This is a genomic window from Rheinheimera sp., assembly GCF_965283995.1.
Classification (GTDB): Bacteria; Pseudomonadota; Gammaproteobacteria; order Enterobacterales; family Alteromonadaceae; genus Pararheinheimera.
The window spans coordinates 2,590,263-2,601,993 of the sequence record NZ_CBDIQG010000001.1 but is presented as its reverse complement, the minus strand read 5'-3'; the positions used below and the strand labels follow the sequence as shown (position 1 = coordinate 2,601,993).

At 53.4% G+C, this 11,731-nt stretch carries 13 protein-coding genes and 1 riboswitch; of the genes, 6 read left to right on the top strand and 7 right to left on the bottom strand.

Translation table 11 applies throughout. The features are described 5' to 3' along the window. Positions 1-13: 13 nt before the first annotated feature. Positions 14-2,155 (bottom strand): TonB-dependent receptor, encoded by a 2,142-nt coding sequence (locus tag ACQ66Q_RS11635; protein ID WP_430456961.1) that lies wholly within the window; start codon positions 2,153-2,155, stop codon positions 14-16. A 40-nt stretch (positions 2,156-2,195) separates the two neighbouring features. Next, positions 2,196-2,292: riboswitch (TPP riboswitch) on the bottom strand. A 138-nt stretch (positions 2,293-2,430) separates the two neighbouring features. Between ACQ66Q_RS11635 and ACQ66Q_RS11630 the strand changes: the two genes are divergently transcribed. Further along, a complete protein-coding gene (locus tag ACQ66Q_RS11630) occupies positions 2,431-2,766 on the top strand; it encodes a hypothetical protein (protein ID WP_430456960.1) in 336 nt (111 codons plus the stop codon). Positions 2,767-2,898: 132 nt separating this feature from the next. Further along, entirely contained in the window at positions 2,899-4,548 is a 1,650-nt protein-coding gene (locus tag ACQ66Q_RS11625) for a BamA/TamA family outer membrane protein (protein ID WP_430456959.1), read from the top strand. A 10-nt stretch (positions 4,549-4,558) separates the two neighbouring features. Here ACQ66Q_RS11625 and mutM read toward each other — a convergent pair whose 3' ends face one another. The 5 genes from mutM to radC form a co-directional block, all read right to left on the bottom strand. After that, a complete protein-coding gene (gene mutM, locus ACQ66Q_RS11620) occupies positions 4,559-5,368 on the bottom strand; it encodes a bifunctional DNA-formamidopyrimidine glycosylase/DNA-(apurinic or apyrimidinic site) lyase (protein WP_430456958.1) in 810 nt (269 codons plus the stop codon). Between the two features lie 12 nt (positions 5,369-5,380). Continuing rightward, positions 5,381-5,845, bottom strand: a complete 465-nt coding sequence (locus ACQ66Q_RS11615; RefSeq protein ID WP_430456957.1) for a hypothetical protein — start codon at positions 5,843-5,845, stop codon at positions 5,381-5,383. A gap of 191 nt (positions 5,846-6,036) precedes the next feature. Further along, positions 6,037-6,192 (bottom strand): 50S ribosomal protein L33, encoded by a 156-nt coding sequence (gene rpmG / locus ACQ66Q_RS11610; protein WP_031566726.1) that lies wholly within the window; start codon positions 6,190-6,192, stop codon positions 6,037-6,039. A gap of 11 nt (positions 6,193-6,203) precedes the next feature. Continuing rightward, positions 6,204-6,440: a 50S ribosomal protein L28 gene (gene rpmB / locus ACQ66Q_RS11605; RefSeq protein ID WP_377244929.1), complete on the bottom strand. Its 237-nt coding sequence runs from the start codon at positions 6,438-6,440 to the stop codon at positions 6,204-6,206. A 165-nt stretch (positions 6,441-6,605) separates the two neighbouring features. Further along, positions 6,606-7,280 carry a RadC family protein gene (gene radC / locus ACQ66Q_RS11600; protein ID WP_377244932.1) on the bottom strand — a complete coding sequence of 225 codons (675 nt, stop codon included), beginning with the start codon at positions 7,278-7,280 and terminating at the stop codon, positions 6,606-6,608. A 60-nt stretch (positions 7,281-7,340) separates the two neighbouring features. Between radC and coaBC the strand changes: the two genes are divergently transcribed. Genes coaBC through ACQ66Q_RS11580 form a run of 4 tightly spaced genes read left to right on the top strand, consistent with a single transcriptional unit; the run spans position 7,341 to position 10,943 of the window. Then, positions 7,341-8,570: a bifunctional phosphopantothenoylcysteine decarboxylase/phosphopantothenate--cysteine ligase CoaBC gene (coaBC, locus tag ACQ66Q_RS11595; RefSeq protein WP_430458552.1), complete on the top strand. Its 1,230-nt coding sequence runs from the start codon at positions 7,341-7,343 to the stop codon at positions 8,568-8,570. Further along, complete coding sequence (dut, locus tag ACQ66Q_RS11590; protein WP_348728968.1) at positions 8,554-9,012, top strand: dUTP diphosphatase; 459 nt, start codon at positions 8,554-8,556, stop codon at positions 9,010-9,012. Before coaBC ends, dut begins: the two co-directional genes overlap by 17 nt. Before the next feature lie 6 nt (positions 9,013-9,018). Beyond that, positions 9,019-9,612: a nucleoid occlusion factor SlmA gene (gene slmA / locus ACQ66Q_RS11585; RefSeq protein WP_430456956.1), complete on the top strand. Its 594-nt coding sequence runs from the start codon at positions 9,019-9,021 to the stop codon at positions 9,610-9,612. A gap of 2 nt (positions 9,613-9,614) precedes the next feature. After that, entirely contained in the window at positions 9,615-10,943 is a 1,329-nt protein-coding gene (locus ACQ66Q_RS11580) for a sialate O-acetylesterase (RefSeq protein ID WP_430456955.1), read from the top strand. 5 nt (positions 10,944-10,948) lie between these two features. On the opposite strand, the gene ACQ66Q_RS11575 is transcribed toward ACQ66Q_RS11580, so the two are convergent. Next, positions 10,949-11,659 carry a substrate-binding periplasmic protein gene (locus tag ACQ66Q_RS11575; protein ID WP_430456954.1) on the bottom strand — a complete coding sequence of 237 codons (711 nt, stop codon included), beginning with the start codon at positions 11,657-11,659 and terminating at the stop codon, positions 10,949-10,951. Between the last annotated feature and the right edge of the window lie 72 nt (positions 11,660-11,731).

Here is an 11,731-nt window from a genome sequence, read left to right as displayed (position 1 = left end):
CCTTTTAATGGGTTCAGAACTGATAAGTCGCGGTCAGACCGATACGGCGCGGTTCGCCAAACTGCTCATACAGATGGTCGGTATAACCATCACGTGGATCGTTTCCAAAGTAAAAACCACGGACGCCGTAAGTTTCATCCAGCAAATTGCGGCTCCACAGTGCCAGCTCCCACTGCGACCACTGATAGCTTGCCCGAAGGTTCAGCAAGTTACTGTGCGAGGCACGGATGTTCTCAGAATCTGAATAGTAATAACCATCTTTGTGGGCAAACTGTGCCGAGATTTGCAGTGCTTCCAGTGGCGACCAATCGGCCCCGACACTGAACTGATATTCAGGCGCTTGTGCTTGCGCGCGGCCGCTCATATCGAGGCCAGCTTTGGTGACAAAACCGCGGATCTCAGATTTCAGCACAGCACCACTGAAATGCGCCACCAATACCGGGGTTAACTGCCAGCGGTTTTCCGTTTCCAGACCATAATTACGGCCGCTGAACGCATTATCAATATAACCGACAAACTTAGTGCCCTGATTGATCCAGGCTTTGAGCTGCATGTCATCCCGCCACATATAAAATGCCGAGACACGGCTGACCAGCGTTTGATCCGCATTCTGACCTTTGACACCAAATTCAGCGTTAATCAGCTGTTCTGGCGCAAAAGTCGCTTTGCCCAATAAGAAGTCTTTTAATCCGGTCAGTTTTGGGTTCAGTGTTTCAGCCAGAGCTTCACCATTGACGCCTCCCACTTTGTAGCCTTTGGACACTAAACCATAAATCTGGCTGAGGGGGCTAACCTGATAGGCCAAACTCAGTTTGCCACCCCACATCTGGTCATCGCCATCAGTACGAATACCGTTATTGTCGGTATATTCGTCCTGATATTGCTCAAACCGGCCGCCATAAGTCAGCGTCAGATCTGGCGCTAATTGTTGTTCATTCTCTGCATAAACGGCCAGATTCTGTCGTTCGAAATCACTGATAAAGTTCTGATCAAGCCAGGTATATAACCGGGTTAAGTCAATCATCTGCTGGCTGGCATACAAACCAGCGACCCAGTTGTGACCCTGCTGATTTTTATTGATGAACCGTTGTTCCAGACTCATGAAATCACGCTCACGCAGATATTGGTCTGTTGACGAGTATTCATCCGGGTGCAACCCGACATAACCCCAATCTTCGTCGTACCCATAATCGGTATCTGCTTTTAACAGACTAAGCTGCGTCAAACTATCTACGTTGGCAAATCCCTGATACTGCAGTTTGAGCGCGCTGGCATCTACATCCTGTTTGTCCTGACCGGGTTGGTCCGACAACGTTATGCGGTTGCGATCAAGCGAAAACGCATCGTAGCCGTTATCGATGTCGTGATGGTTCCACAACCAGTCCAATGTCAGATCCTGATTCGGTTGGTAGCGTGTTTTCAGCCGGAACGTAGTTTCGTCGATGCCGTTAGTATCTTCGCGTTGCAGAAAATCGTTGCGGATAAAGCCATCTGACTTTTGCTGATCTGCCACCAGGCGCACAGCAAATTGTTCTGTCAGCGCCTGGTTTACCATCATGCTGGCTTGCCAGCTGTCGTAATTCGCTGCCGTCAGTTGTACGCGACCTTCGCTGGCAAACATCGGGTCAGCCGTTTGCAGGTTCAGCATGCCTGCCAGCGCGTTGGCGCCAAAACGAGTCGCTTCCGGGCCACGGAATACTTCAAGCTGCGCCGTGTCGGCCAGCGACAGCAGCCCAAGCGCTGAATAGTCGATGCCGTCGACCAGCAAACCCACCGACGGATTGATGTTGTCGACAAACTCACTGCGCTCACCCACCCCGCGCATCTGTAAAAAACGACTGCGCGATGCGCCGGCGGACGCGTTTAAATTGGCGATATTGGCAAGTAAATCATCAAGATGCTGAGCGGATTGGCGTTTGATGTCGGTTTCGCCCAGTACGACGACACTACCCGGTAGTTTTTGCAGATTGGTCTGCCGAAAATCACCACGCACTTCGATACGTTCGACATCCTGCACCGTGACGGCCTGTTCTTCGGCATGCAAAGCGCCGGACACAAGCAAGGTAATAGCAGATAACGCCGGTAAAAACGGCGGACGCTGAAGAGTTACAAAAGAAAAATGACCGACAGATAAAGGCGAGAATGCACGTAACATCAACTTACTCCGGTAAGGACCGGGATCACGCGCGCGCAGCTGGAAGTGTTTACACCATCCCTCCGCCGGTATGACCCGGATCAGGTTCTAAGGGTTTGCCTTGCGGCATCTCAGCTTTCGCACCCCTTGGTTTGGCCGGCAGTTTAGCGGCTTTTCTGTACAGTCGCAAGAAATCAGAAAAATTCATCTGGGTACAAGCTGGCAAAAAAGTTTTCTAGCAGCTAGGGTTAAAACGAACGTCATTTTTGACGTGCAGTTATAACAAGAGGAAAACTATGAAAAAAAGTCTTATCGTACTGTTGGCAGCCGGGGCTCTGACCAGCAACATCGCTTTTGCTCAGGAAGCAGAAGACGTCGTGTACTCTACTGAAGGTTATTGTTTACTGTCGAATGAAGGCGCGTCAGACGAATATCTGAAAGCCTATGCCAAGAAACTCGGCGGCAAACCGACCAACTCTGTCTGCGCCAGCTTCAAGAAAATCGTTGAAGAATCACGGCCACGTGAATGGGATTACCCAGCCGGCCGTGCTTATCCGGGCAGCGTGATCAAGCTGTCACCCAGCCAGGTCGCATTATTAAAATCACTGAAGAAAAAAGACGGCAAAATGTAAGTCGTCTGCTCAGCTCTGCCAACAGGCAGAGCTGATCTCTTTGTTATTTCTCACAATTTTATCTTCCCTCTTGCATTTCTGTGTCAAAGCGCATTAACTGAGCCGCATCGTTCCGGAACCAAGGAAGCTGTGATGCGACGGATCCGATCCCTGCCGATCATACTGAGAATGGCTGTACTGCTAACTCTTTGCGGCAAAGCAATGGCCGCGGAGAACTGCACCACACTCGCTGCTGCCGAAACACTGCCCGCAGCAGCGCAACAGTGGCGTATCGCTAAAGTCCTGTTTGCCCGCAACGACATTTTTGACCTCAATAACAAACACAGTGTCTGGTTTCATCGTTTTGCCAATGAATACCATGTGATCACCAGCGAAACCGCGCTGCGTGAGGACTTATTGTTTCAGGAAGGGGACCGGCTGGACCAAGCCGTCCTGGCGGAAACTGAACGCCTGTTACGCTCCCGTCGTTATTTGCGCCATGCCGAGATTCATATCACCGCCTATTGCCCGGCCAGCCAGAGCGTGCAGATCACAGTACAAACCTGGGATAACTGGTCATTACTGCCACGTCTGTCGTTAGGTCACACCGGCGGCGCGACCAAAGCGAATCTGGGTCTGGCCGAAGATAATTTGTGGGGCACCGGCAATCAGGCACAAATTGAATACTTCACGGATAGCGAACGCGATGGTTACAAATTGCAGTTTCATAGTCCGAACATCAGCGGCAGTCACTGGCAAACCACAATGCAATATGCCGACACCTCAGACGGTGAAAGTTACCGGCTAAATCTGGCAAAACCCTTTTACCGGCTGTCTTCCGAGCGGGCGTACAATTTGGATATCTTTAAAGAAATCAAAGATATCAGTGAATATGCCCGTGGCGATGTCTACAACGAATACAAAAGTAACCAACAGTTAATCGAACTGAGCAGCGGCTGGAGCTTCTGGCGGGACAGCGACAGCGTGCAGCACCTGAACAGCGGTATTACGCTGGACGAGCGTCAATTTGATTTGAACAGTGACAGCACTCAGGCCGCTCCCGAGAACCGCGATTTATCGCAAGTCTGGTTAAGCTGGGAGTTCCTGCAATCGGATTATCGCGAGCTGACTAACTTCTTTTTGTGGAACCGCGTAGAGGACGTAAATTTTGGCTGGCAAGCCTCATTGCGTCTCGGCCGGCTGCTGGAAAGTCTGGGCGCCGATGAAGGCGGCTGGCACTGGCAGGCCAGTGTACAAAAGAATTTTGTGCTCAATGACATTAGCTGGATTGTGGGCCGGCTGAGCTATTCGCAGTTACATCGCAATCAGCTACAGGAGCAGCAGCTATTTCAAAGTGAGTTGCGTTATATCCGCCATTTATCGGCGCAACAAGTGCTCCTTGCCCAGCTGCAGTGGTCGGTGGGCAAAAATCTGTTTCGCGATCAACGCATGACGATCGGCGGTGACGAAGGTATGCGTGCGTTCCCACTGTATTATCAAACTGGCGATAAAGCGGCGATAGCGTCACTGGAGTACCGCTATATCACACACTGGCATGTGTATCAGTTATTAGACGTGGCGTTAGCCGGTTTTGTCGATGCCGGCCGCGCCTGGGATAATCCGCAGCGTCCGGCAGGCCCTGACGACGAACAGAATCTGGCGGGTTACGGTATCGGTATCCGCTTGTTGCCGAGCCACTCCAGCCGCGGCAGTGTGATCAGTATCGATTTGGCTAAACCGGTCAGTGATAACCCGGATTTATCCGGCTGGCGCTGGCGTCTGATCGCGAAAAAGCCGTTTTAATAACGCCCCGCTAGGCCTGACAATGCCGGCAGAACACCGTGCTGCGCTGGCCTAAACGGATTTCCTCCAGCGGGCTGTTGCAGCTGACACAGGCATCGCCACCGCGACCATACACCAGCAATTCCTGCTTAAAATAACCCGGTTTGCCGTCTGCCTGGCTAAAGTCTTTTAACGTGGTACCACCCTGCGTGATCGCCTGCGCCAGAATTTGTTTCACCACCTCGACTAATACTGCACATTGCGCCAAAGTCAGTTGATTAGCCGGTTTGGTCGGTAAAATTCCGGCTTTAAACAAAGATTCATTGGCGTAAATATTTCCCACGCCAACCACGACATGATTATCCATCAACACCAGTTTGATGGCGCTGCTGCGTTTCTGGCACTGCACGAACAACTGCTCGGCGTGAAAAGCCGGCGTCAATGGTTCTGGCCCTAAAGTGGTTAACAACGGATGATCGATTCCGGTTGGTTGCCACAGCACAGCCCCAAAACGGCGGGTGTCGTTCAGACGTAATAAGGTCTTGTTATCAAGCACAATATCGACATGGTCATGTTTACCGGCGGGCGTATCGGCGCTGAGGATCTTCAGGTTACCAGACATCCCCAGATGCAGAATAATGCTGCCGCCCGACACTTCAATTAGTAAATATTTGGCGCGGCGGCTGACGTTCAGCACCGGCGCATTTGCGACAGCCATCACCTCTGCCGGCACCGGCCAGCGCAGCATTGGCTGGCGCACATCAATGTGGCGAATCGTTCTGTTCGTCAGGTGTGGCGTGATGCCTAACCGGGAGACTTCAACTTCTGGTAATTCAGGCATAACAACTCCGGTTTAACGTAAAGAAGGCGGGCAAAGCTGGTCAGCGGTAGCCTGATCAATCGGGAATAACACCTGCTGATACTGCAGATACCACTGTTGTTGATCAACCGCAATGAGCCATAGCGCAGGCTGCGCCTCGCCACTTTGATAAAGCAGAACGCGGCATACCTGCGCCAGGATCTGTGGACCATCGGTTTTCGCCGCAGGTAACTGAAAATTCGCCCAATGCTGCAAAATGGTGTCGGGCGCCGGCTGATCCAACTGCGGTTCGAAGCGCCAGACCGGTCCGGCTTGTTTCAGCGTGGCACGGGGAAATTGTAATTGCAGCAGTTTTTGTCCCGGCACAACAATGCTGATGGTCTGGTCGCGGCTTAACATAAAAGCCAGATGACTGGGCGCAATGTAAAACAGGAAAAACAGCGCCAGCACGCCAAAAATAATCAGATTGTTCCAGGATTGGCGGGATAATCTCAGCATAGGGTTCGCTTGTCGCCTGAATATGCTTGCAGTGTACCGGATCGTGTTGCGGTCGCCAATTTGTCTGCGATGCAACTTCGCCTGTCGCCATAGCGTTTGATATCGGCACTTCAAACGGCAGCGGATTTACAGCAGGCTAAAAAAACAAAACCCGACACGAGGTCGGGTTTTGTTTTTGGAAATAAATCCGATTACTTGATTTTCGCTTCTTTGAAAATCACGTGCTTGCGCACTTTAGGATCGAATTTTTTGATTTCCATTTTTTCTGGCATGGTGCGCTTGTTCTTATCAGTTGTATAGAAGAAGCCAGTACCAGCAGAAGAAACTAAACGGATCTTATCGCGCATTTGCTAATTCCTTAAACCTTATGACCTTGCTTACGCAGATCAGCTAAAACGGCATCGATACCATTTTTATCGATGATACGCATAGCCTTAGTTGTCAGGCGCAGCGTGACGAAACGGTTTTCACTGTCAACCCAGAAACGGTGAGTTTGCAGGTTTGGCAGAAAACGGCGCTTAGTTGCGTTGTTGGCGTGTGAACGACGGTTACCTACCATCGGACCTTTACCAGTGATTTGGCATACTCTAGACATGTCAATAAATCTCCAAAATTACTTCAGCTCGAGCTATCGTCATCCTTCTGGCCAAGAAGAATGCCCCGGATTTCTGAAAGGGCGCAATTTATACACGATCAGCTAAAAAAACTCAAGCAATAATGCCTGAACTTTACGCATAGATCGTGTTGATCCTTTCAGATCTTAAAGCCAGCCGCGTTCGGCGAAGGATATGACCTCGGCGTCGCCGACCACAAAGTGATCCAATAACTTAATGTCGACCAAAGCCATGGCTTGGGTCAGGCGCTCCGTTATCGCTCTGTCAGCGCGACTCGGCTCAGCAACTCCGGATGGATGATTGTGAGCCAAAATAACGGCGGCGGCATTATGCGCTAAAGCAGCCTGAACTACAATACGCGGATAGACCGGCGAGGCATCTATCGTGCCATAAAACAGCGGTTCGGCTTTGATCAGCCGGTGTTGGCTGTCTAAATACAACGTCATAAAGACTTCCCGCGTTTCGAGGCCAATGCTGTATTGCAGATAATGCTTCACCATACCGGGATCGGAAAACACCGTATCGCGCTGCATATGCTGATATAAACAGCGTTTACATAGCTCCAGCACCGCCTGGGTTTTTACGTACCGATGCACGCCGAGCCCTTTGTGCCGGCAGAACTGGCCACGCGGTGCGGCGAAAAACGCCCGCACGCCGCCAAAATCATGTAATAGCTGCCGCGACATCGCGACCGCATCGAGGCCAGCGCAGCCGTGGCCGAGAAAAATCGCCAGCAACTCGCCGTCGGACAAGGCGCCGGCGCCATAACTTAACAATTTCTCGCGTGGTTGTTCGGCCGTCGGCCATTGCTTGATGGTCATGATTACTCGTCCTTGAGTTCGTGGTATCTTATCGGCCAGTTTCTGGCTGATGGTTTTCTTATGCACAACATCCTTGCTGGCAAAAAGATCCTGCTTGGGATCAGCGGTGGCATTGCTGCCTACAAATCTGCAGATTTAGTTCGCCGACTGAAAGAGCGTGGCGCCGACGTCCGGGTGATCCTGACTCCGGCCGCTGCAGAATTTATTACCCCTCTGACGCTGCAGGCGCTGTCCGGCAACCCGGTGGGCCAGTCGTTGCTCGACCCGGCGGCCGAAGCTGCGATGGGCCATATCGAACTGGCGAAATGGGCAGATTTCATTTTAGTGGCGCCCGCCTCGGCCGATGTAATCGCCCGCATCACCCATGGCATGGCCAATGATTTGCTGACCACCTGCATTCTTGCCAGTAGCGCGCCGCTGGCGATCGCGCCGGCGATGAATCAGCAGATGTATAAGAACATAGCGACTCAAGCCAATTTATCAACCTTAATTTCACGAAATATTCACATATTTGGACCTAATGCCGGTGAGCAGGCGTGCGGCGATGTCGGCCCGGGCCGAATGCTGGAACCGCTGCAGCTGGTCGATGCGGTAATTGCGGTGCTGAGCAAGCCTGCTGATCAGCCGCTGCAAGGTGTGAAAATCACTATTACTGCCGGCCCGACGCGTGAAGCGATTGACCCGGTGCGTTACATCAGCAACCACAGCTCCGGCAAAATGGGTTATGCCCTCGCCGCTGCCGCTGCCGCGCTGGGTGCTGAAGTGACGCTGATTAGCGGCCCGGTACAGTTGGCAGCGCCTGCTGGCGTGACGAGGCTGGATGTCACCACCGCCGAACAGATGTATGTCACTAGCATGCAACAAGCGCCACAGAGCGACATTTTTATCGGTTGCGCTGCAGTGGCAGATTTTCGCGTCGCTGCACTCGCTTCGCAGAAAATCAAAAAAACCGCCGACAATGACGGCCTGACGCTGCAGTTGGTGAAAAACCCGGACATTATCGCCAGCGTTGCGGCACTGACCGCACAGCGGCCTTTTACCGTCGGTTTTGCCGCCGAGACCGAAAAAGTGGCCGAATACGCCCGGCAAAAGCTGCAGAAGAAAAATCTCAACCTGATTTGTGCCAACGACGTGTCTGACCCGGCGCTTGGCTTTAACAGCGAACAAAACGCCATCACGGTGTACAGCAGCACCGCTGAATTCGCGCTGGGCCAGCGCAGCAAAACCGACTTAGCGCAAGCCTTAATTTCCTTGATTTATGAGCAATACCAACATGAAAAAAAGCATTGAACTGAAAATTCTTGACCGGCGCATTGGCACTGAATACCCGCTGCCGGAATACGCCACGCCAGGTTCTGCCGGTCTGGATTTACGCGCTTTGTTAGACGCACCGCTGACGCTGTTACCTGGCCAGACGGAACTGATCCCAACCGGTCTTGCTATTCACATCGGCGACGCAAACCTGTGCGCCACTATTCTGCCTCGTTCCGGCATGGGCCATAAAAACGGCATCGTGCTCGGCAATCTGGTTGGCTTAATTGACTCGGATTATCAGGGCCAGCTGATGATCTCGACCTGGAACCGCGGTCAAAACGCTTTTACCATTCAGCCGGGCGACCGCATTGCCCAGCTGGTATTTATGCCAGTGGTGCAGGCGCAGTTTGAGCTGGTCGAAGAATTCGATACCTCAGAGCGTGGCGAAGGTGGCTTTGGTCACTCAGGCCGGTCGTAACGACTGATGTCGACGCCCAGAAGCAGCAATCGCAAAGCGGAAATTCTGGATGCGCTGGCCGTGATGCTGGAAAAAAGCCCCGGTCAGCGCATTACCACCGCCGCGCTTGCGGTGCAAGTGGGCGTCTCTGAAGCCGCGTTATACCGCCATTTCCCCAGTAAAGCGCGGATGTTTGAAGGCTTGCTTGACCTGATTGAGCAAGAGCTACAACAAGAATTTCGCGTCATTTTTCAGACCCACAAACAAGCCGAAGCCCGTATTCAGCTGATGCTTGAGGCTTTGCTGCAATTCGCCGGCCGCAGGCCCGGTTTGTGCCGGCTGCTGACCAGTGAAGCCTTGCAGGGCGAGCAGGAACGGCTACGCGAACGCGTCAGCCAGTTGCTGGAAGGACTGGAAAAACAACTGAAACAGTGCCTGCGCGACCGTAAACTCGGCACCGGCAAACGCCACGGTGACGAAGCCGCGGTGGCCAATTTGCTGCTGGCGTTTATCGAAGGCCGGCTGCATCAGTATGTCCGCACCGGATTTAAAGAACCGCCGCATCAGAGTTTTGCCAGTCAGTGGCCGGCGCTCAAAGCGGCGCTGTTCGCGCAAGATTAACGATGATCCGCTTGTCGCCGCTGTGGTCATCGGGCGCTGTGCTGCAACATAGCAGCCTGCAACAACTATGCGGCACTGCCGCACCACAGCAGCCGCTTCGTATCAGCCTGCGATCGGAGCACCGCGTTTATCACTTCGAAGCCAACACCGATGCAGACGGTGTATTCAGGGTCGGTATCCCCGCACAGCCTCCTTCCGGCCCCTGGTCCCTGTCTATTTCAGGCGTATCAGCAGACAGCATCCGGCTGGATGACCTGTGGTTTGGCTTGCGTTTGGTATGCGCCGGGCAGTCGAATATCGGCTGGCCGCTGCGGCACTACCCGGAGCAGCTGGTCGATGTCCGCGAAAAACTTTCCGCAGCATCCCCCCAGTCGATGGCGCGGGCTTATCTGACCGGCGCTTATCAGCATCCCGATCATCCGGCCGATTTTCACAGCGCCGGCAGCTGGCAAGCGCTGACCGTCGAACAATGCGCCGACTGGCCGGCACTGCTGTGTCATTTCAGTCAGTGCTATCAACCCAAAGCGGGCGCCACCCCACTGATGCTGGGGCTGGTCGATCTCAGCTGGCCTGGTTCAGCGATAGACGCCTGGACCGAAGCCTCTGTTCCTGCCAGCAGCCCGTGGCAACCCGGTGCATTATTCGCTGCGCGGCTGGCGCCGTGGCTGCAACAGCCTTTTGCCGCGTTGTTGTGGTATCAAGGCGAACAGGATGCGATGGGCAAAGAGGCAGCCTGCTATGCTGACAAGCTGCAGCATTGGCTATTCCGTTGCCGTCGTTATGCCGGTTGGGATTTCCCTTTGCTGTTGGTGCAAATCGCCGGCTTTGGCAAACCGGGTTTGCCGGACCTGCAGCATGGTTTTGTCCAGGTCAGACAAGCGCAACAGCAATTCGCGGCCAGCACGCCCAACTGCGTTTTAGTGTCGGCCGCGGATTTAGGCGCTGTGCAGGATATTCATCCGCCTTTAAAAGCCGAACTGGCACGCAGGCTGGCCCTGCAGCTGGATCAGCTGCTGCAGCCTGAAAAGACGGCCACGCCACTGCAGGCGCAGCTACAACAGGTGACGGCCGCTGTGGCGGTCTTGCGTTTGCCGGACGGGGCGCAATGGCCACAGACTGAGTTGATAACAGGCTTTTTTGCTGATTGCCCGCCGACCGGTTGGCAAGCGGTGCCGGCCAGATCCAGTGCAGATCAGCAACAGATTGAGATTGACCTGCCACCCACTGCCACAATGCTGTGTTATGGCATGGCCGCACAGCCAGAACTGACGCTGTATAACGCCGATGGCTTGCCGTTATGGCCGGGAATTTGGCCGTTACAGTCGTCTTAAAAAGTTTATTGCGCTGTGGCCGCGGCTTGCTGCCACTGGGCTTTTTTTGCCGCCAGATGTTGCCAGATTTGCTGACATTTTGCCGCCGAGCCCTGACAAAACCCCGGATAAAACGCCAGATACAGTGGCATCGCAAACAACGGCGTGTCGAGCTGCTTCAGCTGTGCAAAGCCAGGTTGCTGTCGGAAAATCCGCTCGACAGCACCGGGTGGGATCACAAAACCATCCAACCGACCTTTATTAACCAGCTCTACCGCCTGATGGATATCGGTTTGCAGCGGTGATAAAGCGCCGAGTTCGCGCAACCGGTCTTCTGCCAGATAACCTTTGAGAGTGATGAGACCATAAGTTAAGCCATTGAAACGCTTGCCGTTCCAATGCACTTTACTGTCGCGGTGTACATAGATGTGGTATGGCACTTCGTATAACGCCAATTGGGTGTCCGGCGCTTTGCCTTGTAGTGGAAAGCTGAACCATTGGGCCCGTTCTTCTGTCCAGCCAATCGACAATAATCCGGTGACGCGCCCTTGCTGGGCTTGAGTCAGACAACGTTGCCACGGCTGATTAACAAACACCGCGTCAGGCAACACTTCCAGCACCCAACCGGCAATGCGCGCCGTATGTTGTCCGTCGACACGCTGGCCGTTGACCTGAATTTGTTCGGAAGCCGGCACTTCGCCCGGCATGTCGTAGCAGAATACTTCTGCAGCAAACAAAGCAGGCTGCCAACAGCAGCAGATGAGGAAAAGGCCGCGCCAATGCATAGTCCGGACAGCTCCGCCAAGATA